At 73.8% G+C, this 25,861-nt stretch carries 20 protein-coding genes and 1 pseudogene; 12 read left to right on the forward strand and 9 right to left on the reverse strand.

Annotated elements, in window-relative coordinates:
* The first annotated feature begins 3 nt into the window (after positions 1-3).
* From FHS88_RS08300 to FHS88_RS21200, 4 genes are read left to right on the forward strand one after another with little or no spacing between them, the layout of a single operon-like run.
* Positions 4-855, forward strand: a complete 852-nt coding sequence (locus FHS88_RS08300; protein ID WP_184483486.1) for an LpxI family protein — start codon at positions 4-6, stop codon at positions 853-855.
* Positions 852-1,253, forward strand: a complete 402-nt coding sequence (gene gloA, locus FHS88_RS08305; RefSeq protein ID WP_184483488.1) for a lactoylglutathione lyase — start codon at positions 852-854, stop codon at positions 1,251-1,253. The genes FHS88_RS08300 and gloA overlap by 4 nt, the downstream gene beginning before the upstream one ends.
* Positions 1,254-1,266: 13 nt before the next feature.
* Positions 1,267-2,655: a YcjX family protein gene (locus tag FHS88_RS08310; protein ID WP_184483490.1), complete on the forward strand. Its 1,389-nt coding sequence runs from the start codon at positions 1,267-1,269 to the stop codon at positions 2,653-2,655.
* Positions 2,652-3,518, forward strand: a complete 867-nt coding sequence (locus FHS88_RS21200) for a DUF697 domain-containing protein (protein WP_184483492.1) — start codon at positions 2,652-2,654, stop codon at positions 3,516-3,518. Before FHS88_RS08310 ends, FHS88_RS21200 begins: the two co-directional genes overlap by 4 nt.
* Before the next feature lie 391 nt (positions 3,519-3,909).
* Here FHS88_RS21200 and FHS88_RS08320 read toward each other — a convergent pair whose 3' ends face one another.
* Both FHS88_RS08320 and FHS88_RS08325 read right to left on the reverse strand, forming a co-directional pair.
* Positions 3,910-5,157 (reverse strand): flavin-dependent oxidoreductase, encoded by a 1,248-nt coding sequence (locus FHS88_RS08320; protein ID WP_184483494.1) that lies wholly within the window; start codon positions 5,155-5,157, stop codon positions 3,910-3,912.
* 51 nt (positions 5,158-5,208) lie between these two features.
* On the reverse strand, positions 5,209-6,306 hold the full coding sequence (locus tag FHS88_RS08325; RefSeq protein ID WP_184483496.1) for an isocitrate/isopropylmalate dehydrogenase family protein: 1,098 nt from the start codon (positions 6,304-6,306) through the stop codon (positions 5,209-5,211).
* 116 nt (positions 6,307-6,422) lie between these two features.
* Between FHS88_RS08325 and FHS88_RS08330 the strand changes: the two genes are divergently transcribed.
* Together FHS88_RS08330 and FHS88_RS08335 are read left to right on the forward strand one after the other, a co-directional pair.
* A complete protein-coding gene (locus FHS88_RS08330) occupies positions 6,423-6,821 on the forward strand; it encodes a hypothetical protein (protein WP_184483498.1) in 399 nt (132 codons plus the stop codon).
* Positions 6,822-6,892: 71 nt separating this feature from the next.
* A complete protein-coding gene (locus FHS88_RS08335; RefSeq protein ID WP_184483500.1) occupies positions 6,893-7,876 on the forward strand; it encodes a Bug family tripartite tricarboxylate transporter substrate binding protein in 984 nt (327 codons plus the stop codon).
* A gap of 3 nt (positions 7,877-7,879) precedes the next feature.
* Here FHS88_RS08335 and FHS88_RS08340 read toward each other — a convergent pair whose 3' ends face one another.
* Positions 7,880-8,953, reverse strand: a complete 1,074-nt coding sequence (locus FHS88_RS08340) for a mandelate racemase/muconate lactonizing enzyme family protein (protein ID WP_184483502.1) — start codon at positions 8,951-8,953, stop codon at positions 7,880-7,882.
* Positions 8,954-9,036: 83 nt separating this feature from the next.
* Between FHS88_RS08340 and FHS88_RS08345 the strand changes: the two genes are divergently transcribed.
* Positions 9,037-10,050 (forward strand): hypothetical protein, encoded by a 1,014-nt coding sequence (locus tag FHS88_RS08345; RefSeq protein ID WP_184483504.1) that lies wholly within the window; start codon positions 9,037-9,039, stop codon positions 10,048-10,050.
* Positions 10,051-10,133: 83 nt separating this feature from the next.
* Here the strand turns inward: FHS88_RS08345 and FHS88_RS21295 are convergent.
* Both FHS88_RS21295 and gltX read right to left on the reverse strand, forming a co-directional pair.
* Positions 10,134-10,385: pseudogene (locus FHS88_RS21295) on the reverse strand (WapI family immunity protein); the annotation flags it as partial.
* 58 nt (positions 10,386-10,443) lie between these two features.
* Positions 10,444-11,838: a glutamate--tRNA ligase gene (gltX, locus tag FHS88_RS08355; RefSeq protein ID WP_184483508.1), complete on the reverse strand. Its 1,395-nt coding sequence runs from the start codon at positions 11,836-11,838 to the stop codon at positions 10,444-10,446.
* 213 nt (positions 11,839-12,051) lie between these two features.
* On the opposite strand from gltX, the gene FHS88_RS08360 reads away from it, so the two are divergent.
* Positions 12,052-14,211, forward strand: a complete 2,160-nt coding sequence (locus tag FHS88_RS08360) for a ComEC/Rec2 family competence protein (protein WP_246419730.1) — start codon at positions 12,052-12,054, stop codon at positions 14,209-14,211.
* A 12-nt stretch (positions 14,212-14,223) separates the two neighbouring features.
* On the opposite strand, the gene FHS88_RS08365 is transcribed toward FHS88_RS08360, so the two are convergent.
* The 3 genes from FHS88_RS08365 to FHS88_RS08375 all read right to left on the reverse strand — a co-directional run bounded on the left by FHS88_RS08365 (position 14,224) and on the right by FHS88_RS08375 (position 20,978).
* Positions 14,224-18,486: a beta strand repeat-containing protein gene (locus FHS88_RS08365; RefSeq protein ID WP_184483510.1), complete on the reverse strand. Its 4,263-nt coding sequence runs from the start codon at positions 18,484-18,486 to the stop codon at positions 14,224-14,226.
* 127 nt (positions 18,487-18,613) lie between these two features.
* A complete protein-coding gene (gene lexA, locus FHS88_RS08370; RefSeq protein ID WP_184483512.1) occupies positions 18,614-19,330 on the reverse strand; it encodes a transcriptional repressor LexA in 717 nt (238 codons plus the stop codon).
* 118 nt (positions 19,331-19,448) lie between these two features.
* Positions 19,449-20,978, reverse strand: coding sequence for a hypothetical protein (locus FHS88_RS08375; protein WP_184483514.1), 1,530 nt, complete (start codon positions 20,976-20,978; stop codon positions 19,449-19,451).
* A gap of 105 nt (positions 20,979-21,083) precedes the next feature.
* Between FHS88_RS08375 and FHS88_RS08380 the strand changes: the two genes are divergently transcribed.
* Entirely contained in the window at positions 21,084-22,037 is a 954-nt protein-coding gene (locus tag FHS88_RS08380) for a glycosyltransferase (protein ID WP_184483516.1), read from the forward strand.
* Between the two features lie 119 nt (positions 22,038-22,156).
* Here FHS88_RS08380 and FHS88_RS08385 read toward each other — a convergent pair whose 3' ends face one another.
* A complete protein-coding gene (locus FHS88_RS08385) occupies positions 22,157-22,360 on the reverse strand; it encodes a hypothetical protein (protein WP_184483518.1) in 204 nt (67 codons plus the stop codon).
* A gap of 199 nt (positions 22,361-22,559) precedes the next feature.
* On the opposite strand from FHS88_RS08385, the gene rpsD reads away from it, so the two are divergent.
* The 3 genes from rpsD to FHS88_RS08400 all read left to right on the forward strand — a co-directional run bounded on the left by rpsD (position 22,560) and on the right by FHS88_RS08400 (position 25,537).
* The gene (gene rpsD / locus FHS88_RS08390; RefSeq protein ID WP_184483520.1) at positions 22,560-23,177 is read left to right on the forward strand and encodes a 30S ribosomal protein S4; all 618 of its coding nucleotides are present in this window, start codon (positions 22,560-22,562) and stop codon (positions 23,175-23,177) included.
* 489 nt (positions 23,178-23,666) lie between these two features.
* Complete coding sequence (locus FHS88_RS08395; RefSeq protein ID WP_184483522.1) at positions 23,667-24,320, forward strand: class I SAM-dependent methyltransferase; 654 nt, start codon at positions 23,667-23,669, stop codon at positions 24,318-24,320.
* Positions 24,321-25,015: 695 nt separating this feature from the next.
* On the forward strand, positions 25,016-25,537 hold the full coding sequence (locus FHS88_RS08400) for a cysteine dioxygenase family protein (protein ID WP_184483524.1): 522 nt from the start codon (positions 25,016-25,018) through the stop codon (positions 25,535-25,537).
* The last annotated feature ends 324 nt before the right edge of the window (positions 25,538-25,861 follow it).

A 25,861-nucleotide genomic window follows, 5' to 3' on the forward strand; every position in this document is an offset into this window, starting at 1 on the left:
GCCATGGGCGCGGCTGAGCCGCTCGGCATCGTCGCCGGCGGCGGAGCGCTGCCGGTGCGCGTGGCACAGGCGGTCGCCGCCTCCGGCCGTCCCGTCTGCGTCGCGGTGCTGGAAGGCCATGGCGACCCCGCGGCCTATCCCGGCCTGCCTTGCGCGAGCTTCCGCTGGGGCCTCGCGGCCCAGCTGCTCGCCTGGCTGAAGCGCCAGGGGGTGCGGCAGGTGGTGCTGGCCGGCACCGTCGCGCGGCCCTCGCTGCTCTCGCTCCGGCCCGATGCGGCGGGGATGAAGCTGCTCGCGCGGATCGGGCGCGCCGCCTTCAGCGGGGACGATTCCATCCTGCGCGCGGTGATGAAGGTGCTCGCCGAGGACGGGTTCGAGGTGGTCGGCGCGCAGCAGGTGCTCGCCGGCCTGCTGCCGCCCGCCGCCCTGCTGGCCGGCCCCGCGCCCGACGACCTCGCGCGCGCGGACATCCAGCGCGGCCTTGCGGTCTGCCGCGCGCTCGGCGCGGTGGATGTGGGGCAGGGCTGCGTGGTGCAGCAGGGCCTCGTGCTGGCGGTGGAGGCGATCGAGGGCACGGACGCCATGCTCGCCCGCTGCGCCGCGCTGGCGCGCGAAGGCCCTGGCGGCGTGCTGGTCAAGGCGCTGAAGCCGGGCCAGTCCGTGCTGGCCGACCTGCCCACCATCGGCCCCCGCACCGTGCAGGGCGCGCAGGCGGCGGGCCTGCGCGGCTTGGCCTTCGAGGCCAACGGCACCATCCTGTTGGAGCGCGAGGCCACCATCGCCAGGGCCGAGGCGGCGGGACTCTTCCTGCTGTCCTTCGACCCGGCCGAGTTCACGGAAGGAACCACGACATGACCACCGGCCGCTTCCTGCACACCATGATCCGCGTGGGCGACCTGGAGCGCAGCATCGCCTTCTACACCAAACTCCTCGGCATGAAGGAGCTGCGCCGGCGCGACGTGCCCGAGGGCAAGTACACCCTCGCCTTCCTCGGCTACGGGGAGGGCAACAAGGAAGGCCAGGGCGAGATCGAGCTGACCTACAACTACGGCGTCGAGAAGTACGAGCATGGCAACGCCTTCGGCCACCTCGCCATCGGCGTGCCGGACGTGAAGGCGGCCTGCGAGGCGGTGCGCGCGGGCGGCGGCAAGGTGACGCGCGAGCCGGGGCCGGTGAAGTTCGGCACCACCGTCATCGCCTTCGTCGAGGATCCGGACGGCTACAAGATCGAGCTGATCGAGCGCATGTCCTGACGCCTGGGCGGGGATGGACCCGCTGTCGCTGCTCCGCGGCGTCCTCGACACGGCCGAGGACGCCGCCCGCGCGCTGATCGGGCGCGAGCGGCTGCGCCTTGCCGTCACCGGCCTCTCGCGCGCCGGCAAGACGGTGTTCCTCACCTCGCTCGTTGCCAACCTGATCGCCGCCGGGCGCGGCGCGCGCACGCTGCCGGCGCTCTCGGACGCGGCGGGCGGGCGCATCCGCCGCGTCTTCGTGGTCCCCGCGGACACCGAGACGGTGCCGCGCTTCGACCCCGAGGCGCATCTCGCCGCCCTCGCCGCGGACCCGCCGCGCTGGCCGGAACGCACCGAGGATTTCTCCACTCTCTCCATCGCCGTGGACGTGGAGCGCCGGACCTCGCTCGGCGGCATCCTGCCGGAACGGCGCGTCACGCTCGACCTCATCGACTACCCGGGCGAATGGCTGCTGGATCTGCCGCTGCTCGGCACCGGCTTCGCCGAATGGTCGGCGGCGACGCTTGCGCGCCTGCGCCGCGGCCGGCGCGCCGAGGCTGCGGCCGCCTTCCTCGACTTCCTCGACGCGCTGCCGCCGGACGCACCGGCCGAGGATGCGCTGGCCAAGCGCGGCTACGGCCTCTACCGCGACGCGCTGCGCGCCTGCCGGGACACGCACGGGCTGCGCCTGCTCCAGCCCGGCCGCTTCCTCAATCCCGGCCCGCGCGGGGAGGCGCCGCTGCTCTGGTTCTTCCCGCTGCCGGAGACGGCGCGCGGCGGCCTCGCGGCCCTCTGCGCGCGGCGCTACGCGGCCTATCTCGACGACCAGCGCACGACCTTCCTCGACCCCTTCTTCAGCCGCTTCCACCGCCAGGTCGTGCTGGTGGACGTGCTCGGCGCGCTGCATGCGGGCCAGGAAGCCTTCGAGGACACGGCGGATGCGCTCGCCGCCATCGCCGGCGTGATCTCGGGGGCCAACCTGATCGAGCGCCTGCTCGGCGCCGCCCCCACGCGCGTCGCCTTCGCCGCCACCAAGGCGGACCATGTGCCGACGCGCGCGCGGGATGCGCTCGCCGCGCTGCTCGAACACCTCGCCCTCGGCGCGCGCGGCCGCGCCGAGGCCTCGGGCGCGGCCACCGCCTTCCATGCGCTGGCCGCGATACGCTGCACCGAGGATGCGGTCGCGACCCTCGAAGGCCGCGCCTTCCCGGCCGTGCGCGGCATCCTTTTGAACGAGGGCAAGGGCGCCACCATCTATCCGGGCGAGGTGCCGATGAAACCGCCCGAACCTGCCTTCTGGGACGCCGCCTTCTTCCAGATGCCGGAGTTCCGGCCGCCGCGGCTCGACCCTGCGGGCGGCTCGGGCGTGCCGCATCTCGGCATGGATGGGCTGCTCGCCTGGCTGCTGGGGGACGCGCTGTGAGCGGCGCGCCGCAGCCGCGCATCATCCTCGACGAGGGCGCGGCCCCCGCCCAGCGTCTCGACTTCGGCTGGGAGAAGGCGGTCGCGGCGCCGCCGGCCGAGGCGGCGCGCTGGTCCTCGGCGGGCCTCGTCGCGGGCGGGATTGCGGTGCTGCTGCTCGGCCTCGCGCTGCTGGAGGCCGGCAATTTCGTCGCCGCGCAGTTCGCGCGCGCGGCGTGGCTCGGCGCCGTCACGCTCGCCGTGGCGCTCGCGGGCTTCGGCCTCGTGTTCTGGGGCATCGCGCGGGAGGCGCGCGGCTATCTGGGCCTCGCGAGCGTGGACCGCGCGCGCGCCGCCCATGCGCGCGGCGACGCCGCGGCGCTGCGGCGGGAACTCGCCGCCTGGCAGGCGCGGCTGCCGCCGGGCCGGGCGCGCGCCGGCGCGCTCGAGGACATGCCGATGGAGGCCGCCTGCGCGCTGGTCGAGAGCAAGGTGCTCGCGCCCATCGCCCAGGATGCCGCGGCACTCGGCCGCCATGCCGCGATGCAGGCCTTCGCGGTGACGGCGATCAGCCCCTCACCGGCGCTCGATGCGCTGGTCTTCGGCTGGCGCGGAATCCGCCTGGTGCGGCAGGTCGCAGCGCTGCACGGCTTCCGTCCCGGCATCGCGGGCACGCTCGCGCTGCTGCGGCGCGTGGCGATGGATGCGGCGACGGTCGCGGCCACCGATGTGGCGGTGGATGCGATGGTGCGCGGCCTGCTCTCGAGCCGCGTCGCCGAGCATGTGGCGGGCGAGGCCGCGGCCGGTGCGGTGGCGGCGCGGCGGATGATCCTGCTCGCCCGCGCGGCGGACGAGGCCTGCCGCGTCATCCCGCGCGCGCGCTGAGCCCGCCGGAGGGAGACCGCCGCGAGGTCCTGTGCGCCCGCGTCGCGTGCGGCCCTGGCTGGGGGGCTGCCAGTAAAGCCGTGCAAAAGCATCGGGCGGGCAAGGCCGCTCGCGTCTGCGCCGGGTGTCAGCCTCCGATCTGGCGCGCGCCGGCGCCACCAGCCCCGCGCGCGGCACCTGCGGGGACGGTGGCGCGCCCATCGCCCGCGAGCATCGCGGCGGCAGGTGCATGACCCGATGGCGCGTCCGGCGCCGTCGCGTCGGGCATCATGCCAGCGGACGGTTTGACCTTTCGCCCGCTGGCATCGCGCGCTGGGCTGGTGGCGCGGTCGCGCACGGAACAGGATCCTGACGCCCTGCGGACAAGGGACCAACCTTTGTCCGCAGGGAATCACGCCGCGCGTCGCGGCGGCGAGAGGCTCGGCCGCGCGTTGAGCGTCGCGGGCTCGAAGCCGGCCAGCCGCTTGTAGCGCATCGCGATCTCCTCGCGCTCGGCGAGCGGCATCACCGCCTCGATGTCCTCGAAGCCTTCCGGCGCGCGGGCGGCGGCAATGTCGAGCACCACATCCGGCCCGTCCCCGCGCGTCGCCTCGAGCAGCGCGGCCGTCGCGGGGCGGCGGATCGCCTCATAGGCGTCCAGCGCCGCCGCCGGATCCGCGATGGTGGCGAGCTTGAAGGCCAGCGTTCGCGCATCGAGTATGCCCTGCGAGGCGCCGTTGGACCCGATCGGGTAGAGCGGATGCGCGGCATCGCCCAGCAGCGTGACGCGCCCATGCGTCCAGCGCGGCAGGGGGTCGCGGTCTACCATCGGGAACTCGAACACCGCCTCGGCCGTGCGGATCAGCCCCGGCACGTCGAGCCACGGGAAGCGCCAGTCCGCGAAGGCCGGCAGGAAATCCTCGATGCGGCCCGGGCGGTTCCAGTCCTCGCGCTTCCAGGGCTGGCTGGGGTCGAGGCGGCGTTCGGCGATCCAGTTCGTCAGCATGCGCCCGTCCGGCAGGCTCGCGATGGGATAGACGACGAACTTCACGTCGCGCGTGCCGATCTGCGCCATGGTCGCGCCGGTCAGGAAGGGCTCGGCGATGCTGGTCGCGCGCCACAGCACCGCCCCGTTCCAGATCGGCGGGCCTTCGCCGGGGTGGAACAGGCCACGCACCGTGGAATGGATGCCGTCGGCGGCCACCAGCACGTCGCCGCGCGCCCGCCCGCCATCCTCGAAGCGCGCCGTCACGCCGGACGCATCCTGCTCGAAGCCGGACAGCCGCGCGCCGAGGTGGATGCACCCGTCTCCGAGCCGCTCGCGCGCCGCCTCCAGCAGCAGCATGTGCAGCCGCCCGCGATGGATCGAGACCTGCGGCCAGGCGTAGCCCGCCGCGAGGCCGCGCGGCTCGGACCAGATCATCTGGCCGAAGCGGTTGGCATAGACGAGTTCCCGCGTCGCCACCCCGGCCGCGAGCACGCGCTCCAGCAGGCCGAGCTCGGTCAGTTCCCGCATCGCATGGGGCAGGACGTTGATGCCGACGCCGAGCGGGCGGATCTCCGCCACCTGCTCATGCACCTCGCAGGCGATGCCCGCCTCGTGCAGCGAGAGGGCGAGGACGAGGCCGCCGATGCCCCCGCCCGCGATGATCACGCGCATGGCTTTCCGCTCCCGTGTCGCCCCGCAGTCTAGCGGCGGCGCGGCGGCCGGTCAGCCCGCGGCGCCGATGCGGCGCGCGACCGCCTTCGCCGCCGCCGCCGTGCCGTCGCCGCCGCCGATGTCGGCCGTGCGCAGCCCATCCGCGAAGGCCGCGTCCACCGCGCCCTCCAGTTCGGCGGCGGCATCCGCGAAGCCCTGGCCGGCGCCGCGTTCGGCGAGCCAGTCGAGCATCATCGCGGCGGAGAGGATCGTCGCCGTCGGGTTGGCGATGCCCTTGCCCGCGATGTCGGGCGCCGTGCCGTGGGCGGGCTGGAACACCGCATGGGTGTCGCCGATGTCCGCGCTCGGCGCGAAGCCCATGCCGCCCACGAGGCCCGCGCCGAGGTCGGAGAGGATGTCGCCGAACATGTTCTCGGTCGGCAGCACGTCGAAGGCCCAGGGACGGCGCACGAGGTCGAGCGCCATCGCGTCCACGTAGTGCGTCCCGTGCGCGACATCGGGAAACCCGGCCGCCACCTCGGCGAAGATGCCGCGCATGAAGGCGAAGGCGCGGAACACATTCGCCTTGTCCACCAGCGTCACCGTGCCCTTCCGCCCGCGCCGCGCCGCCCGCCGCCGCGCGAGGCCGAAGGAGAATCGCGCCAGCCGCTCCGTGGTCGGCCGCGTGATGCGCAGCGTCTCCTCGGCCATGTCCTCGGTCACGGTGCCGCGGCCGCGGGAGAAGAACAGCCCCTCGGTGCTCTCGCGCAGGATCACGAAGTCGATCTCCCGCGCGCGCGGATCGGCGAGCGCCAGCGGCACGCCGGGCAGGGCGCGGAAGGGCCGCACCCCGGCATAGAGGCCGAGGCGGAAGCGCAGGTCGAGCTGCGGCGCGATCTCGGTGCCGTCCGGCGTGCGGATCTCGGGCCAGCCCATGGCGCCGAGCAGGATCGCATCCGCCTTCGCGGCCTTCTCGAAGGTTTCCTCGCTCATCGCCGTGCCGGTGTCGCGGTAGCAGAAGGCGCCCGCGCGCAACTCCTCGAAGGCGAGGCCGATGCCGTGGCGCTTCGCGAGCGGCTCCAGCACCGCGAGCGTCGCGGCGGTGACCTCCGTGCCGATTCCGTCCCCGGGCATGACGGCGATGCGAAGCGTGTTGGAGGGCAGGGGCATCACGGACCTCGTGCGGTTCTGGCCGCCGACTACTCCCACGCGGCGCGCTGCCGCGCCAGGGCGTGTTCACCGCCGCGCAACCCGGCCCCGGCGATGCTGCGCAGGGAGATAAGGCCATGAAGCGCGACCCGATCGAGACCCTGGCGAGGCTGAAGGCGCTCGAACTCCGCGCCGCCCAGCGCGGGCTTGCGGAGGCGCGCGGCATGCAGGCGCTGGCGGAACGCCGGGCCGCGGAGGCCGATGCGATGCTGCGCAACGAGCCGCCCGCGCCGGCCACGCCGGGCTACGACGCCTTCCTCGCCCATGGCCTCGCCGAGCGCGACCGCCTCGCCGCCGAGGCCGCCGACCGCGCCGCGGCGAGCGAGGCGGCGCGGCAGGCCCTCGCGCTTGCGCGCGGTGCGGAGAAGGTGGTCGCCATCCTGCGCGAAAGGCGCGCCGCGGCGCGGCGGCGCGATGCGCTGCGCCGCGCGCAGCTCCGCCTCGAGGACGCGCTGCCCCGCGACGCGCAGGGCTGAGGCGGCCGCCCGCGCCCCGGTTCCACCCCGCCCGGCGTTGCACTAGCATCGCGGCCCGGGAGGACCACGCCATGACAAAGACCCTGCACCGCCGCGCCCTGCTGGGCGCCGCAGCCCTGCCCCTGCTGCCCGGCCTCGCCCGCGCCCAGTCCGACTGGCCGAGCCGCCCGGTGCGCGTCATCGTGCCCTTCCCGCCGGGCCAGGCGGCGGACATCTTCACGCGCCTCGTGGCCGACGAACTCTCCAAGCGCTGGCCGCACCGCGTGGTGGTGGAGAACCGCGCCGGCGGCGCCGGGGCCCCGGCGCTCGAGGCCGGGGCGCGCGCCGCGCCCGACGGCTACACGCTCATCACCGGCACCTCCGGCACGCTTGGCGTGAACCCCTCCGTGCTGCCCCGCATCCCCTACGACGCGGAGCGGGACTTCGCGCCGATCTCCAACATCTTCATCGCGCCGCTGGTGCTGGTCGCCCATCCCGCCCAGCCATTCCAGACCGCCGCCGCCTTCGCCGAGGCCGCGCGCGCCCGGCCCGGCGCGCTGGACTGCGCCTCGGCCGGGCCCGCCACCTCGCAGCACATGGCGACCGAGCTGCTGATGCTGCGCACGGGGCTGAGGCTCAACATCGTGCACTACCGCGGCTCGGGGCCCGGCATCACCGACCTGATCGCGGGCAATGTGCCGCTGATGATGGATTCGGTGGCCTCGGCGCTGCCGCATATCCGCTCCGGCCGGGCCCGCGCGCTGGCGGTGACGACGCGCGCGCGCATCTCCGCCCTGCCCGACGTGCCGACCATCGCCGAGACGCTGGTGCCGGGATACGAGGCGGTGGGCTGGTCGGGCCTCGTCGCCCCGGCCGCGACGCCCGCGCCCATCATCACGCGCATCAGCGCCGATGTCGGCGCCATCCTGCGCGAGCCCGCCATCGTCCGCCGCATCGAGGAGATGGGCGCGATCGCGGATCCCACCACGCCCGAGCAATACGCCGCCTTCATCCGCGAGGAGATCGCGAAGTGGCGCGAGGTCGCGCGCGCCGCGAATGTCCGCCTCGACGGCTGAGTCTCAGTCGAGCTCCGGCTCCCAGCCGAGCCCCGGCCCATCGGGCAGCGCGATGACGCCATCCCGCGGCACCAGGCGCTCGCCATAGGGCGCGCGATCGAGATCTGCGAAGTAGATCTCGATCGGCTCCTCCTCCTCGCTCGCCGCCAGGAAGTGCAACGTCGCGAGCAGCCCCGGGCCGAAATAGGGGCAGTGCGGCACCAGCCGCACGCCCATCTCGCGCGCGAGTTCCGCGACCTCCAGCATCGCCGAGATCCCGCCGATCTTGGTGACCGAGGGCTGCGCCACGTCCACCGCGCGCAACTCGAACATGCGGCAGAATTCCTCGACCGTGCCGTTGCATTCCCCGGCCGCGACCGGCACCGGCGATGCGGCGCGGATGCGCGCGATGGCGGGGATGTCCTCCGGCGGCCAGACCGGTTCCTCGACCCAGGCGGCGTTCATCGGCGCGACCGCCTCGCAGAACTCGATCGCCTCCTCCTCGCTGTCCCATGCGCAGTTGATGTCGAGCATCAGCGGCACCTCCGGCGCGGCGCGGTGCGCCGCGGCGATGCAGCGCAGATCCACCTCGTGCAGCTTGATGTGGCGATAGCCGCGCCCGAGCGCGCGCATGACGTTGCGTGCCACATCCTCCGGCTCGCCGTAGCGCAGCAGGCTCGCATAGGCGGGCACCGAGGCGCGCTGCGCGCCGCCGAGCAGCGCGTGCAGCGGCCGCCCCTCGGCCTTCGCGCGGATGTCCCACAGCGCGATGTCGATGGCCGAGAGGCCGAAGGTGACCGGCCCGTTCCGCCCGAAATTGTGCAGGCGGCGGAAGAGGCGGCGCATCAGCCCCGTGATGTCGCGCGCATCCTCGCCGATGCAGGCGGGCGCGATCAGCCGCTCGACCGCGTCCTTCGTCGTCTCCGCCAGGGTGAAGCCGAAACCCTCGCCCCAGCCATGGATCCCCGCATCCGTCTCGACGCGCACCAGCAGCGTGTCCATTGCGCGCAGATGCAGGTTGCCGCCGACGCCGGCGGCGCTCGCGCCATAGCCGAAGCCGGTGCGGTGGTGATGGGTGGTGACGCGGGTGATCCTCATCGGCCTTGCCTTCCGTGCGGCGCGCATCGCGCCGATACTGCGCGCAGGCGCCGGCGGGAAGAAGCCGCGCCGCGAGGATGGCCATGAATGCAAGCCCTGCCGTCACCGACCGCGCGGCCTGGGAAGCGGCGGGCGAGTGGTATCACGCCTGGTTCACCGGCATCGTGCTGATGGCGGTGTCCCGCCGCGGGCCGGCCGATGCCGCGGACCTCGTCTTCCGCATCTTCCGCCGCCAGCAGCAGGCGACCTTCCTGCCGGGCCTCGCGAAGCTCGGCCTCTCGGGCCTTCCGCCGGCGGTGGCGGCGGCGCGCTACCACTATCTCTCGAACTTCATCGGCGGCGTCGGCGTCGAGTATGTCGAGGAATCCCCCCGCAAGGCCTGGATCCGCTACCCGCCGCCGCGCTGGGTCTGGCCGGGCCCGGCCATCTGCGGCATCCCCTCCGAGGTGAACGCCGCGATGCTGCGCGGCTGGCACGCGAACAACGGCGTGATGCTCGGCCGCCTCGGCCTCGGCTTCGTCTGCACCGGGCAGACGGTGGACGGCGACCCGGGCCTCGAGGGCTACTACATCGAGCATGAGCGCGACCTCGCGGAAGAGGAGCGCCTGCGCTTCGCGAAGCAGGAAATCATGCCGCGCTTCGATCCGGCCGCCGCGCCCCGCCTGCCTTCCGCCGGCTGGCCGGCGGAGCGCCTCGCCAAGGCGAAGCGCGGCTACGCGATGGAATACTGCCGCAGCGCGATCGAGGCCGCGCTGGCGCTGTTCGGGCCCGAGCAGGGCGGCGCGCTGCTCGGGCATGCCGCGCGGTTGACGGCCATGCAGCACGTCCATGCCACGGCGGCCGCGCTCGGCGTGCAGGACTTCGCGGCCTTCCTCGTCGCGCTGGCCCGGGGCGAGGGCGATGCCGCGCGCGTCGAGGCGCAGCCCGATGGCAGCACGATCATCACCCGCGAGGCCGTCACCCCGCTGCGCGGCATCGCCGATCCCGCCGCCTTCGCGGCCTGGGAGGGGCTGCTCGCCGGCGCGCTGGCGGCCTGGGACCGCTTCGCGCGGCTGCAGCGGATCGCGCCCCTGGCCTGGCGCCTGTCGGGCCGCTGAACCCGCCTGCATTGCGCGGCCGGCGCGGGCGCCAGCGCGGTCTGGCCCACCGCGAAATCGAAGCGATGCGCCTGCGTCGCCGGATCGGACGAGATGTCCACCGTCAGGGCGATGTCGCCTCGGCTGCCGCAGGTCAGGGTGATGCGCAGCATCGCCTCCATGCCATCGAGCGTGGCGCTGCCGCGCAGGTCGCGATGCATCCGCACGAGCGCGTCATGCAGGCGCGTGAGGTCGGTGAGCCTCAGGAAATGCCCGCGCGCCTCGACCACCGCGCTCGGCGCCTCCACCCGCGCCAGCGCATGGATCCAGTCCTCGCGGGCGGCGGCCTCCGCCACGCCGGAGACGCTGAGGCTAAACCCGCCCAGGCGCAGGACCGGCGCGGCGTCGTCCCCGTCACGCCGCCGCCGCGTTGATCCGCAGCAGGCTCTCGTCGCGCCCCAGCGCCCAGAGCACGGCGTTGATCGGCGGGCTCGTCGTGCTGCCCGACAGCGCCACGCGCAGCGGCTGCGCCACGTCCTTGAGCTTGACCTGCTTCACCTCGGCATAGTCGCGCAGCCAGTGTTCGAGGTCCGCCTTCTCCCACGGCGCATCGGCGAGGAACTCCGCGAGGTCGGCGAGCCGCGCCTTGGCCTCCGGCGTCAGCAGCGCGAGCGCCTTGGCGTCCATCACGGGCGGGCCCTCATGCGCGGCGAAGGCGGCCGAGCCCGCGAGCTCCTCGATGGTGCGCGCGCGTTCCTTGAGGTCGGGCATCAGCATCGCAACGCGCTTCGCGCCATCCGTGCCGAACAGCACGCCGCGGCGGGCGAGCGTCTCCAGCACCGCGCGCGTCAGCCGCGCGTCGTCGGCCTGGCGGAGATAGATGCCGTTCAGGTGCGTCAGCTTCGCGTAGTCCATGCGCGAGGGCGCGCGCCCGACATCCTTGAGGTCGAACAGCTCGATCGCCCGCTCGCGCGGCACCACCTCCTCGTCGCCATGGCCCCAGCCGAGACGCAGCAGGTAGTTGCACACCGCCTCGGGCAGGTAGCCCTGGTCGCGGAAATCGAGCACCGAGACGGCGCCGTGCCGCTTCGAGAGTTTCGCGCCGTCCGCGCCGTGGATCAGCGGGATATGGGCGAAATGCGGCCGCCGCCAGCCCATGGCGTCATAGACCATGCACTGGCGGAAGGTGTTGGTCAGGTGGTCGTCGCCGCGGATGACGTGCGTGATCTCCATGTCGTGGTCGTCCACCACCACCGCATGGAGGTAGGTCGGCGTGCCGTCCGAGCGCAGGATGATCATGTCGTCCAGTTCGCTGTTCCGCACGCGCACCTCGCCCTGCACGAGGTCCTGCACCACCGTCTCGCCCTCGAGCGGCGCCTTGATGCGGATCGCGAAGGGCTTGCCCTCCTGCTCCGGGCCCGGCTCGCGGTCGCGCCAGCGGCGGTCGTAGCGCGGCGGCCGGCCCTCGGCGGCGGCCTGCTCGCGCATCTGGGCCAGTTCCTCGGGCGTGGCCCAGCAGCGATAGGCCTTGCCCATGGCCAGCAGCGCGTGGGCGATCTCGGCGTGCCGCGCCTCGCGGCTGGCCTGGAACACCGGCGGCTCGTCGGGCGTCAGGCCGAGCCACTCGAGGCTCTCCAGGATCTGGTCCACCGCTTCCTTGGTCGAGCGCTCGCGGTCGGTGTCCTCGATGCGCAGCAGATAGGCGCCCTTGTGGCGGCGGGCGAAGAGGAAGTTGAACAGCGCGGTGCGCGCCCCCCCGATATGCAGGTAGCCGGTGGGGGAGGGGGCGAAGCGGGTGCGGACGGTCATCGTGCCTGGACTCTGCTCTGAGGGCCGCCGTTATACCCCCCGCCGCCGCCGCCGACAGGTCCGCGCCGGTCGCGATTCCGGCCGTGCCCGCCTCCCGCCGCCGTCCCCGGCCCCGCTCGCCGGGGCCGCCGCGGCACCGGGCCGCCCCGGGCCTTCCCGGCATCGCAGCGCGGTTCCGCCGGCCTCGACGCTCGCATAGGATGAACGCGGGAGTTGCTGATCATCGAGGCCAACAGCACCATCGCGCGATACGCCGCCCCGCGCCTCCGCCCCGCCCTGCGGGACGCGGCGGCGCGCGCCGAGGCGCTTTTCGCGCGCGAACGCGGCCGCCTCGCCCCCTGGCTCGCGGTCGCCATGGCCGGCGGCATCCTCGGCTATTTCATGCTGCGCGAGGAACCCTCGGCCTGGGCGGCCGCGCCGGGCCCCGTCCTGGCCCTTCTGGCCTGGCGGGTCGCGGGCCGGGCGCCGCATGCCGGATGGGCGCTCGGGCTGCTCGCCGCCGCGGCCATCGGCTTCGGCGCGGCGGTGCTGCATGCCGCGCGCGCCCCGCCGCCGCTCGCGCCGCCGCGCACGGCGGTGGTGCTCTCCGGCATCGTACAGGCGGTCGAACTGCTGCCCGAGGGCCAGCGCGTGACCCTCGGCCATGGGCGTCTCGCGCTGGATACCGGGCCGCTGGAGCGCAGCATCCGCATCCGCCTGCGCGCCGACGACCCGGCCCGGCCGGCGCCCGGGGACCGGCTGACCGTGCGGGCGCTGGTGCGCGCGCCCTCGCCGCCATTCCATCCCGGCGGCTGGGATTTCCAGCGCGCGGCCTTCTTCTCGGGGCAGGGGGGCTCGGGCTTCGCGCTCGGGCCCGCCGAGGTGAGCCCCGCCGCCGGCGCCGCGCCGCCGCTCGCCGGCCTGCGCGCGGCGGTCGAGGCGCGCGTTGCCGCCACCCTGCCCGGGCCGGTGGGCGCCGTCTCGGCGGCGCTGCTGACCGGCGGGCGCAGCGCCATCCCCGGTGCCGACCTCGCGGCGATGCGCGATTCGGGCCTCGCCCATCTGCTCGCCGTCTCGGGCCTGCACATCGCCATCGTGATGGGCGTGACCTTCTGGGTGGTGCGCCTGCTCATCGCCTGCTGGCGCTGGCTCGCGCTGCGGGTGGACGGCAAGGTGGCCGCCGGGCTGGCGGCGCTCGCCGCGGGCGGCTTCTACATGCTGCTCGCCGGCGCGCAGGTGCCGATGCAGCGGGCCTTCGCCATGGCGGCCCTGGTCACGCTGGCGCTGCTCGCCGGGCGGCGGGCGGTCTCGATGCGCAGCCTCGCGCTCGCGGCCGCGGCGGTGATGCTGGCCGCGCCGGCGAGCCTGCTCGGGCCCTCCTTCCAGATGTCCTTCGCCGCGGTGATCGCGCTCGTCGCGGGCTGGGAGGCGCTGCGCGCCCCGCTCGCGCGGCTGCGCGGGGGTGGTGCATGGTGGCGGCGCGCGCTCGTGTTCGGCGCCGGCCTGCTCGGCACTTCGGTGCTGGCCGCGCTCGCCACCGCGCCGGTCGGCCTCGCACATTTCGGCCGGCTGCAATGGTACGGGGTGGCGGCGAACGCCGTCGCCGTGCCGCTGACCTCGCTCCTCGTCATGCCGGCGGGGATGCTCGCCATGCTGCTGATGCCCCTCGGCCTCGACGCGCCGGCGCTGGCCGTCATGGGCTGGGGGGTGGAGGGCATCCTCGCCGTGGCGCGGGCGGTGTCCGCCTGGCCCGGCGCGGCGCAGGGCGCGCCGCCGCTGCCGGGCTGGGGGCTGGCGCTCTACGGCCTCGGTCTGGCCTGGCTGTGCCTCTGGCGCTGCGCCTGGCGCTGGCTCGGCGTGCCGGTGATCCTGCTCGCGCTGGCGAGCCCGGCCCTCGACCGCCCGCCCGATGTGATGGTCTCCGGCGATGGGCGGCTGATCGGGCTGGCGGCGGGCGGGTCGCTCTGGATCGAGCGCCAGCGCGGAGCCTCCGCCTTCGTCCGCGAGCAGTGGCAGCGCGCCCATGGCGGGGCCGAGGCCGCGATCCTGCCGGCGGAAGGCGTCCTCGCCGACGGCGCGCTCGTGTGCGACCGCGAAGCCTGCCGCCTCCTCGCGCAGGGGCGGGAGATCGTGATCCTGCGCGCCGGTCCCGCCGCGCCGCATTGCGGCCGCGCCGCGCTGATCCTCTCCCCCGAGCCCGTGCGCGGACGGTGCCGCGACAGCGCCGTGGTGGACCGCTTCGCGCTGTGGCGGGACGGGCCGCACGCGGCCTGGATCGGCCCGGAGGGCGTCCGGGTGGTCTCGGACCGCGACTGGCGCGGCTCGAGGCCCTGGGTGCCGCCGGTGCCGCTGCCGCGCGGCGGCTCGGACCTGCCGCCGGCCCCCGTCGAGTAGCCGCGCCGCCGGCTACAGGAAGAACCAGGCGGCCTCCGGCGTGAAGGCGCTGACCACGGTGATGGCGAAGTCCGCGTCGCCGTCGCCATTCGTATCGCCGAGGACCTCGTAGACGTCGGCCGCGAGGATCTCGAAGCGCAGCTCCCCCGCGCTCGCCGCGCCGAGGCCGCCGAAGGCGGCATCCCCGATCCAGCGGAAGGCCTGGTCGCCCGCCGCAATTCCGTTCGCATCCACCGGCCGGAGGTCGATCCTGTCCAGGCCGGTCGCCGCCGCGAAGCCGAAGTCCTGGATCACGTCGCCCTCGGTGGGCGTGCTGTCCGAGGCCGAGAAGTAGCGGAAGATGTCGTTGCCCGCCCCGCCCGTCAGCGTATCCGCGCCCGCGCCGCCGACGAGCACGTCGTTGCCCGCCGCCCCGTCCAGCACGTCCCGGCCGGCGAAGCCGCGCAGTATGTTCGCCGCGCCATTGCCGGTGATGACGTTGTCGAGCCCGTTGCCGTTGCCTTCGATCGCCTCGGCGGCGGCGAGCACGAGGTTCTCGACATTGGCCCCGAGCGTGTAGGCCGCCCCCGAGACCAGCACGACGGTGTCGGTGCCGAGGCCCGCGCCCTCGAACACGCTGTCGCCGAGGGTGACGAGGAAGGTGTCGTTCCCCGCGCCGCCATAGAGAAGGTCGTTGCCGAGGCCGCCATCGAGCGTGTCGTTGCCCGCCCCGCCGAGCAGCGTGTCCGCCTCCTCCCCGCCGGTGATGCGGTTGTCGAGCCCGTTGCCCACGAAGTTCCGCGCGCCGGAGCCCGACGCGACCAGGTTCTCGACGTTGATCGTCAGCGTATAGGCGGCAAGGCTCGTCACGACGGTGTCGATGCCCTGGTTGGCGAGTTCCACGACCACGTCGCCCGCATCGCCGACGATGAAGAGGTCGTCGCCGAGGCCACCGAGCATCCGGTCGGCATCGGCGCCGCCATCGAGCGTGTCGTTGCCTGCCCCGCCCGAGAGCGTATCCGCGCCAGCGCCGCCGATGATGCTGTTGTCGAGGCCATTGCCCGTCAGGCTCCGCGCGCCCGCCCCGAGCGCCATCAGATGCTCGACATTGATTGGCAGCGTGTAGGCGTCGATCGTGGACAGCACCGTGTCCGCGCCCTGGTTCGCGAACTCCACCACCACGTCGCCGGCGTCGCTGACGATGTAGAGATCGTCGCCCAGGCCGCCGAGCATGCGGTCCTCGCCCTGCTGGCCGTCGAGCGTGTCGTTGCCGCCGCGCCCCTCGAGCGTGTCGTTGCCCTCCGCGCCGGCGAGGTGGTTGCCGAGCGCATTGCCGCGGATGATGTCGGCCGCCGTGCTGCCGATTGCGTGCTCGATCGAGAGGATGGTGTCGGTCGCGCCGCCGAAATCGGTCGCGCGCGCGGTGCCGAGGTCGATGGTCACCCCCGCCACCGGCAGCCGGTCGCCCGCCTCGTTGATCGTGTACTGGATGCCGCCGGGCGTGAAGCCGTGGCTGTAGGAGATGGTGTCCTCGCCCTCCCCGCCATTGACGAAGTCCGCCCCGGCATTCGGCGCGATCAGGTTGCCCTGGGCATTGCCGAAGATGCTGTCGTTGCCGAAGCTCGTGACCACGCCCTCGAAGCCGAAGATGGTGTCGGTCGCGCCGCCGACGTCGCGCGCGCGGTTGGTGGCGAGGTTGACCGAGACGCCGCCGGTGTCCGACGCGCCGTAGCTGAGAATGTCGAAGCCGCCCCCCGCATTGATGGAATCGGCGCCGTCGCCGGGGCTGATCCATTCGTCATGCGCGGTGCCGATCACGGTGTCGGCGAAGTCGCCGAAAAGCAGCACGCCGCGGATGTTCACCAGCGTGTCGGTGCCGCCCCTTCCGTCCTCGACGGTTCCCGCGCCGAGGTTGATCGAGAGCGCCTGCGTCTGGTCCGCATAGTCGGCACGGACATATTCGCCGAGGATGCCGACCAGCGTGTCGTTGCCCGCGCCGCCGCGCAGGTCGCTCGTCGAGCGCGCGGCCTGCGCGACGCCGGTGAGGTGGTCGTCATGGCTGCTGCCGATCACGTGCTCGAAGGAGATGAGCAGGTCGGTCCCGCCCTCGCCGTCGCTCGCCGTGCCGGTGGTCAGGTTCACGGTCACGCCCGAGGCGGCGCTGTTGTATTCCGCCCAGTCGCCGCCGAGGCCGCCATCGAGCGTGTCGTTGCCGCCGCGGCCGTTGAAGCGGTTGTTCTCCGCCCCGCCGCGGATCGAATCGGCGAATCGCGTGCCGTTGATCCGCTCGATGCCGAGGAGCGTGTCCGTCCCGCCCCACCCGTCCTGGGCGATGCCGGTCACGAGGTCCACCACCACGCCCTGGGTCGGCGCAGGCACGTTGCCCTGGCCCGATTGGTAGCTCAGCCGGTCCGACCCGCCGGCGCCGCCATCCACGTAGTCGTTGCCGCCGAAGGGGGCGAAGAACTCGTTCAGGCCGGTGCCGATGATGGTGTCGGCGAAGTTCGTCGCACGCACATCCTCGAAGCCGATGACGGTGTCGGTCCCGCCTTCGCCATCCTGCGCGCGCTGCGTGGCGAGGTTGACGCTCACCCCCGCGACCGATTGCGTGTAGTCGAGCTGGTCCGTGCCGCCGCGCCCGTCGAGGAAGTCGTTCCCGCCGCGGCCGCGGATGCGGTCGGCGCCCTCGCTGCCGAGGATGGTGTCCGCGAGGGAGGAGCCGCGGATCATGCCGATGTTGACCAGCAGATCCTGCCCGCCGAAGCCGTCCTCGGAGACGATCCCGCTCTCGAGGTCGGCGACGATCCCGTTGCTCATGCCGCTGAGCAGGTAGTCGGCCTGGACCGAGAAGTTGCGGTCGGCCATGCCGATGATGGTGTCGTTGCCCGCCCCGCCGCGCGCGTGGAAGGCCACCGGGATGTCCACCGAGAGGATCTCGATCACATCGCCGAAGTTCGAGCCCTGGATCGCCTCGATCTCGCGCAGCGTGTCGGTGCCGTCCCCGCCGGTGACGGTTGCGTTGTGGCCCGTGGTGCCGTTGAACTCCACCACCGCGGTGATGCCCGAGGCGGCGAAGACGTAGCTCGCGGTGTCGAAATCCGCCCCGCCGATCAGCCAGTCGTTCCCGGCGCGGCCGTTGAGCACGTCGTTGCCCGCCCCGCCCGCGAGGGTGTCGTCCCCCGTGCCGCCGATCAGGTTGTCGCTGAAATTGCTGCCCAGCACGTATTCGAAGCCGGTGACAGTGTCCGTCCCGCCCTGCCCGTCGAAGGCGCTGAGGGAGAACAGGCTCACCCCCACGGCGGCCGGCGCGGCGGAGAGGTCGAGCGTGTCCACGCCGCCGCCGCCCAGCAGCACGTCGTTGCCGGCGTTGCCGCGGATGCGCTCCGGCCCGTCCGATCCGATGATGGTGTCGTTGAAGGCGCTGCCGCGCACCTCCTCGATGCTGATCAGCGTGTCGGTGCCGCCATCCCCGTCCTGCGCGCGGCCGACCGTGAGATCCACCGAGACGGCGGCGGCCGCCTGGGTGTAGTCCGCGAGGTCGGAGCCCGCGCCGCCGTCGATCCAGTCGTTGCCGCCGCTCCCGCGGAAGCGGTCGTTGGTGTTGCCGCCGATCAGCGTGTCGTCGAAGGCCGAGCCGCGCACCGCGTTGATGTTGGAGAAGCTGTCGATGCCGCCGAGGCCGTCGCTCGCGAGGCCGGTGCCGAGATTGACCGACACGCCGCCCAACATGAAGGGCGCGAGGTAATCGAGGAACAGGCCGCGATTGAGCGTGGCCGGCCCCGCGATGCTGTCGTTGCCTCCGCCGCCCCGGATGTAGAAGAGGAAGCTGTCGGTATTGACCGAGTCGACGATGAAGGTGTCATCGCCCGCCGATCCGTTGACCTGCTCCACCGCCAGGACCGTGTCGTTGCCATGCACGGATCCGCTGACTGCGACGTTGTTCGACGTGCCAGCACTCGTGACCACGAAGGTCGGCGCGATCGGGCCCAGGATGGCGCCGTATTCGATGATGTCGAACCCGGCCCCGCCATCGATGAGGTCGTCGCCGAATCCGCCATCGATGATGTCATTGCCGTCGCCGCCGAAGATCAGGTCGTCGCCGAACCAGCCATAGATGACGTCGTTGCCCGCCTCTCCGCGGATAGTGTCGTTGCCGCCGCTGCCGTTGATGCTGTCCGCGCCGCCCCCGCCCAGGATCGAATCGGCGTCATCGCTGGGCTCCCCGCCGGTCACGCCGGCCGAGACATTGCCCGGATAGATCGTGTCGTTGCCGGCGGTTCCAATGATGGTGGCCATGGCGCGCGCTCCGGGCGGGGGGGAGCAGGCATCATCCCAGGAACGAAACTGTTTCTGCCACCAAATGAGGCGCGAGTTACCGAAGTTTCACGCCCGGCCCGCGCGAAACCATCTGGCCGGGCTAGCGTCAGTAGCGCCTGACCAGCCCCACCAATTGTCCCTGAACGCGCACCCGGTCCGGGCCGAAGATACGTGTCTCATGCCTTGGGTTGGCCGGCTCGAGGGCGATCGAGTTTCCCCGCCGCCGCAGCCGCTTCAGCGTGACCTCGTTCTCATCCACCAGCGCCACCACGATGGAGCCGTTCTCGGCGGTGTCGGATCGGCGGATGATCACCGTGTCCCCGTCGAGGATGCCGGCATCCACCATCGAATCGCCCGCGACCTCGAGCGCGTAGTGCTCGCCATTGCCGAGCAGGCTCGCCGGGACCTCGACCTGCGTGCCGTTGTCGCGCAGCGCCTCGATCGGCAGGCCGGCGGCGATGCGGCCATAGAGGGGCAGCGACACCGCCGCGCCCTCCGCCGCCCCGGGCTGGGGGCGCGCGGCGGGCTGCGCGCCGAAGGGCCCGCGGATGACATTGGGCCCGAGCGGCGCCTCGGCCGGCTTCGCGGCGCGCGCCCGCGGCCCCAGCATCTCGGGCAGGCGGATCACCTCCAGCGCCCGGGCGCGATGGGCGCGGCGGCGCAGGAAGCCGCGCTCCTCGAGCGCGGTGATCAGCCGGTGGATGCCCGACTTCGACTTCAGGTTGAGCGCCGCCTTCATCTCCTCGAAGGAGGGGGAGAAGCCTGTCTCGCGCAGGTGCTTGTCGATGAACATCAGCAGCTCGTGCTGCTTGCGGGTGAGCATCCGCGCCTTCCTCCTCGGCCGGCCGTCGCGGATCCGACGGAACAAACCGGCAACCGAAGCGATGTTCTAGGAAGGTTCCGGCTTCACCGTCAAACCTTTTCTCCTGTGGATGAGTGCCTCAACGATATGGAATGTCGAGGCCTTCCTGCAGCAGCCGCCGCATGTCGAGCTGTGGCAGCGGGTTCGCATCCACCTCCGTCCCCACGATGCCGGGCCGGAGAGGATCAGCCTCGCGGTAGTAGAAGCGGCTGCCCTGCGGGGCCTGGAACCGCTCGCCCGTGCGCGGGTCGGTCAGGCGCACGGTCCCGCCCAGGATGTCCTGCATCGCCTCGTGCCGCTGCCGCCCCGATTCCCAGCGTTCCTCGAGCATCGCCTGCTGGCGCGCGCTGCTGTCGCGGAAATAGGCCATCCAGCGGGCCGCATCCTGCGCCTGCATCCGCCGCTCGATCGCGAACCAGCGCGGATTGACGGCGAAGGAGCCCATCACGCGGGCGAGCGTCACGCCCAGCACCGCCGCCTCCGGCGCGGGGCCGGCGAAGCCGTAGAAATCCTCCACCGCCCAGCCGCCGCCCAGCCCCGGCACCACATAGCCGCTGGTGCTCACGTTCAGCAGCCCGATGCGGCCATCGGCAAGGCGGATATCGGCCTCGCCCATCGTCACATGCGCGCGCGAGCCCTCCATCACCGGCTGGCGCTGCGCGCGGAAGGCGGCCATGTCGGGCCGGTCGCGCCGCCCGGTCACCTGCAGGGGGCCGAGCCGCCGCTGCAGCAGCTCCGGCCCGATCTCGAGCGCATGGCGGAAGCGCATGATCACGTCCGTCCCGCCCGGATAGGACATGCCCTCGCGGTAGCCCAGATTGTCCAGCACCGGGCTCGGCAGGATGAAGCGCGGCAGGGCGGGATCGCCGATGAAGATCACGCTGCGCCCGTCCGGCGAGACCGCCCGCACCGCCGTGCGTGGCGAGGTGCCGTGGCGCAGCAGCCCGCCCTCGGCCCGCCATCCGGCCGGAAGGTCGAGGCTGAAGGCCGCCTCGTTCGGGTCGGTCCAGCGCGCGAGCGGCAGCGCGGCCGCCGCGCGCGGCCCCGGCTGCCCGCCCTCCGCGCCGCCGAGGCGGAAACTGTCGAGCACCGCGAAGAGCCGCTGCCACTCCGCCCCGCCCGTGCCCTCGGGCGCGGCGGCGACGAAGAGGGTCGCGACCTCCCCCCGCCGCACCGCGAGCACCACCGCGCGCCGCACCACGCCCGCCCGGTCGCGCACGAGGAAGACGCCGCGGGCCACATCCGCCCCCTGCGCCTCCACGCGGATCGCCCGCGCCTCGGCCACCTGCGCCTCGGTGCCCGGCCAGTCCCGCGCCAGCCACGCCGCGAGCGGCCCCCGCGCGACCCGCGCCCTGACCAGCGCCACGGCCTCCTCGCGCGGGCCGAGCACCGCCACCTCCGCCGCCCCGCCCGCCGCGACGCGCCAGCCATCGGGCACCGCGATGCTGAAGCCCGCCTGGTCCACATGCCGGCGCATCGCCCCGGCCGGCGGCGCGGGCGCCACCGCCGCCGGGCCGGCCGGCGCGCCGAGCGGCGGCGGCTTGGCCTGGCCGAACGCCACCGCCGGCAGCAGGGCCAGCAGCAGGGGAAGCGGGCTCCGCGGGATCATGCCGGTCTCCGGCCCTGTCGCTCCGCAAGCGTATCATCGCCTGCGCCCACGCGGACAGGATTTCCGCCCTTCGCGGCCCCGCCGGCCGCTGGCAGCATCGCCGGCGTGCGCCAGCCGGACCTCTCCATCCTCATCGCCGCCCATCGGGTGCAGGCCCTGGTGCCGGAGGCGGTGCGCTCCGTCCTCGCCCGCGCCGAGGGCGCGGCGGTGGAGGTGATCCTCGCCTCGGACGACGGCACCGACTACGCGCCCTGCCTGCCGCTCGACCCGCGCCTGCGCTTCACCGCCCCCGGCCCGGTCGCCACTGGCGCCTTCGCCGCGCGCAACCGCGCGCTCGCCATCGCGCGGGGGGCGCATGTGCTGATGCTCGACGGCGACGACGCGCTGGAAGGCCCGCCCGGGGCCATCGCGCGCGCCCTCGCCGAGGCGCGCGCCGCCGGCGCGGTGCTGCTGCCGAGCATCGTCCGCGACCCCGGCGGCGCGCCGCTGCGCCGCATCCCCGAGCCCGGCACGCTCCGCTTCGGCTTCGCGCAATGGGCCGACGCCTTCGCCTCGCTGCACCTGCTGGTGCGGCGGGACCTCGCGCAGCCCTTCCGGCCCTTCCGCCTCATTGACGACGTGCTGTTCGACCTCGCGGCGCTGGCCGCTGCCGGGGGCAGCGTCCCGGTCGCGAGCGGACTTGCCTATCGCTACCAGCTCCGCGCCGGGCAGATGACGGACACCGCCGGCGCGCGCTTCGACGCCGAATATGCCGAGGCGCTGCGCCTGATCGCCCGCGACGGCGCCGGCCTCGGCCCCCACGCCCCCGCCGCGGCCGCCGTGCTGCGCCGCTGGCGCGCCATGAACCGGCTGGTCGGCGGCGGGGGCACGCGCCCCGCGCTCGGGAACTACCACCGGGCGGTGGCGGGATACCTGGCCGGGGCATGGCCGGCGGGACGGCGAGGGGCGGGCGGGGGAGGGCGCCGCCCTCCCCCGGACCCCCTCCCGCCAGAGGCCGAAGGGCCTCTGGACACCGGAAGCGGATCGGGGAGTGCGGGGAGGGGCAGGGCACGCCCATGATCGCCGGAGCGCCGGCGGCGCCCCGTCCCGCATTCCCGGATTGATCCCTGGGTTTCCAAAGGCCCTTCGGCCTTCGGTGCGGAGAGGCCCGGAGAGGGCTACCCCTCTCCGCCACCTTCTCACATCTTCCGCGCCAGTTTCCGGGCCAGCAGCAGGCCGAGCCCGCCGCCGGCGGGGGCGGCGGGCAGGGCGATCAGCCAGCCCAGCGCGTGGTTCCCCGCCATGACCAGGGCGAGCCCGGCATAGAGCATCAGCCCGCCCACCAGGCTGCCGACCACGCCGGCCGTCAGCCCCAGAACCAGGATCTCGGATCGCGTCACCATGCCGCGCGACTAGGCGCGCGATGCGGGGTTTGACAAGCCCGCCCCGCGCGCGTATGCGGCCGACTCCTTCCGGGAACGTGGACGGGCCTTCGGGGTCCGCGCCCGCCGCTGCCCATGCCGGGCAGGGGCCTACCGGGACAACAGCCCTGCGGGGCACAGCGAAGAAGGCCCGACCGCGCAAGGCGGCGGGAAGCAGCGCATGACGAAGCGCGCCGAATCCAAGTACAAGATCAACCGCCGCCTCGGCGTGAACCTCTGGGGCCGCGCCAAGTCTCCGGTCGCCAAGCGCGAATACGGCCCCGGCCAGCATGGCCAGCGCCGCAAGCAGAAGCCGACCGACTTCGGCGTGCAGCTGATGGCCAAGCAGAAGCTCAAGGGCTACTACGGCAACATCGGCGAGAAGCAGTTCCGCAAGTATTACGAGGAGGCCGTGCGCCGCAAGGGTGACACCTCCGAGAACCTGATCGAGCTGCTCGAGCGCCGCCTCGACGCCGTGGTATACCGCATGAAGTTCGCGGTCACCCCCTTCGCCGCCCGCCAGTTCGTCAACCACGGGCATGTGACGGTCAACGGCAAGCGGGTGAACATCCCCTCCTACCTCGTGAAGGACGGCGACCAGATCGAGGTCAAGGAGAAGTCGAAGCAGCTCGTCGCGGTGCTGGATGCCGCCCAGAGCAGCGAGCGCGACGTGCCCGAATACATCGAGGTGGACCACCGCGCGATGCGCGGCAAGTTCCTCCGCGCGCCGAAGCTCTCCGACGTGCCCTACCCGGTCCAGATGGAACCGAACCTCGTCGTCGAGTTCTACAGCCGCTGACATTCCGCGGGCCCTGCCCCGCCCATGCCGGCGCGCCGTGGCCCATGCCGCGGCGCGCTTCGCATGCGTGGGGATGGGGTGCGGGTTCGTCCGGCAAGGTGGTGCAGGGGCCGCGTTCCGGGCGGAGAAGCGGTTGCCCGGCTGGCGCGCCCCGACCTCGCTGCGGAGGCGGATGAACCCCGCCCTGACCGCCGCTGCCCACCGCCGCGCCTGGACCCGCCGCGCACCGCCCCGCATGGCGGCGCGGCAGCCCCGATGGCCAGGACCGGCAGGCGACGGCCTATCCCTCATCCGCCGCCCGCCAGTCGCGGTGGTCACGCGGCTCGGCCGACATCCGCCGGGCAACGGCCTCGGCCTTCGTGTGCGGCCTCCCTCGCGAACGGGAATGCCGAACCTCCCCGCGGCATGAGGCCCGTCCCGGCTTCTCGCCGCGCTTGCCCCGCGCCACTCTGCCGCCGAGGACGGCACAGCGGAGCGGAACCGCCGACCATGCGCGACCTGCACGCCGGGGCCGGCCCGGCCGACGGAACCACCTTCACGCGGGACTGGTTCAGCCGCTGCATCCCGGCCTGGAGGGATCTCCTGCCGCGCGTCATGCCGCGCCCCGCCCGCATCCTCGAGATCGGCGCCTTCGAGGGGCGCGCGACCTGCTTCATGCTCGAAACCGTGCTCCCGCCCGATGCGGATGGCGAGATCCACTGCGTGGACACCTGGCAGGGCGGGGCCGAGCATGCCGGCATCGCCATGACCGAGGTGCTGGAGCGCTTCCGCGCCAATGTGCGCGCGACGCTGAGGCGCTGCGGCCGCCATCGCGTCATCACCCACTGCAAGCCCTCCGCGGCAGCCTTGCTCGGGCTGCTCGGGCAGGGCTTCGCCGGGCGGTTCGACCTCGCCTATGTGGACGGCTCGCACCAGGCGCCGGACGTGCTGGAGGATCTGGTGCTGGCCTTCCGCCTGCTCCGCCGCGGCGGGCTGATGATCTGCGACGACTACGCCTGGCAGCGCCAGGCGCCGGGCGCCGAGGATGTGCTGGACACGCCGAAAATCGCGGTGGATGCCTTCACGACGATCTACCGGCGGCGCCTGCGCCTGCCGGAATGGCCGAGCAGCTACCAGGTCGCGCTGGTCAAGACGGTGGAATAGGGCCGTCCCCGTCCGCCCGGGCGCGCGGCACCGCCTCCGTCCCCGCGCTTCGCCCGCATACGGCCCGGATCGGTGATCCGGCCTGATCCGGAGCCGCCCTCCGGCCCCTGCCGCTTCGCCCGGGGTGCGGGAACCCCGCCGGAGCGCGAAGGCGCGGCGACCGCGCAGGCGAGCCGCCTCGGCCGCTTGACCCGGCGTCGGGCGCGGTCCCCGCCACCGTCGGTGGCGCCTTTCCGCCCCGCCAGGCGGTGCGCGCGCCGGCATTGCGAGGCTCCGCGCATCGGGCCGTGCCGGCCAGGAACAAGGGACTCCGGCCTCCTGCCCGCGCCGCAGGCCCCGCGTCGGACCCGTCCCCGGCCATTTCCCCCGGGCGGCGATCCAGACCGCGCCGGGCGCCCGCCGTTGACAAGGCCCCGTGCCGCTCCGGCCCGCCGCGAGGCCCTCGACTGACACCGCGCGCCGAAGGCCCCCGGCAGGGCCCATCCCCCAGGCGATCCGGATACGCATCCTCCGGGTCCGTCCCTCGGCTGTCTTGGCAGGATGTGGCAGGGATCCACCGAACGAGGGAAGGATATTGCAGAGTTCGGGGCAAACGGGGTAAACGCTTCTTGCACCGTCATGCCCGCCGGGATGGCGGCGCATCCTCCGCGCCGCCGCCCCGGCGCGTCCCTTCGGCCGAGGAGACCAGGGGTGCCATGAACGTCATCGCCGCCCGCTCGCGCCTCGAAGCCCTGATCGCCTCGGTCGAGGCCGCGCTCGCCGCCGCGGATGGCGACCCCTCGGGCGCGGTGGCCGCGGCCATGGCGCCGCATGTCGCGGACCCGCTGCTGCTGCTCGGCCGCGACTGCCCCTGCCGCGCCGAGACCTATGTCCGCCACCTGCTGCACGAGGACGCCGCCGGCGGCTGGGCCATCGCCGCGCTGGTCTGGCGGCCGGGCCAGATGTCGCCTGTCCATGGCCACCATGTCTGGTGCGCCGTCGGCGTGCATCGCGGCATCCTCACCGAGACCTTCTACACCCCCGGCCCGGATGGCGCCGCCCCGACGCCCTGCGGCACCGTGCTGCGCCGCCCGGGGGAGATCACCTCCGGCCCGCCGCGCGAGGACGCGATCCACCGCCTCGCCAATCTCGGCACCGAGACGGCCATCTCGATCCACGCCTACGGCCTGCCCTATGCGCGTTTCTGCAGCGACCTGAACCGCGTCTACGCGGCCTGAGCGCAAGCCGCGCCGCCCCCCGGGCCGCCGGGCGCGACCCGGCGCCGTGGCCCGCCAGCACGCCGCGCCGTGGCGCCTTCGCGCGCCTTGGCTTGCGCCCGGCGTGGGGTGCCGCCGCCTTCCGGCCGGACGCCCGGCGCTCGGCCACGGCGCCGGGTGTCCCGCGCGCCGGTCCGCGCCGCCGGGCATCGCGCCGATGAGCGCAGGGCTGGTCGCCGCCGCACCCCCGGCCCACCGCGTCAGGCACCGGGCACGCGCCGATTCCCTTGCGCGGATGCCCCCCGCGCCGTGCGCGCAGGCCAGATCCGCGCCACAGCGACGTAT

The sequence above is a fragment of the Neoroseomonas alkaliterrae genome, from assembly GCF_014199195.1.
Classification (GTDB): domain Bacteria; phylum Pseudomonadota; class Alphaproteobacteria; order Acetobacterales; family Acetobacteraceae; genus Neoroseomonas; species Neoroseomonas alkaliterrae.